Raw genomic sequence first — 302 nt, 5'->3', positions numbered from 1 at the left:
CAGCGAACGTGCTCGTCGTCGACGAGAGTGCATCGACCGTGACGGCGATCGACCCGGCACGGGTCTCGCTCGGAGACTCGGCGATCATCCCCTCCACCGCCAAGGTCGCGATGGGTGCGAACACGGCGGCGATCCTGGATGAGAAGTCCGGAGATCTCTGGGTCGTCCCGGTGAAGGGCATCGCGTCGTTCGAGATCGAGGCGGCGGAACCCGTCGCCGAGCTGGGCGAGAACGCCGACGTCACCGTCGCCGATGACGGCACGGTGTTCGCACTCTCCGCCGAGCGCGGCGAGGTCGTGACC

1 protein-coding gene is annotated in these 302 nt (G+C 68.2%); it reads left to right on the top strand.

What is annotated here, in order from left to right; genetic code table 11:
* The coding region (locus tag E3U55_RS17660) for a hypothetical protein (RefSeq protein WP_194840977.1) at positions 1-302 on the top strand (302 nt) is incomplete at both ends.

It is taken from the genome of Filobacillus milosensis, from assembly GCF_004402015.1.
GTDB lineage: Bacteria > Bacillota > Bacilli > Bacillales > Alkalibacillaceae > Filobacillus > Filobacillus milosensis.
This window is presented reverse-complemented; position numbering and strand designations above follow the sequence as displayed.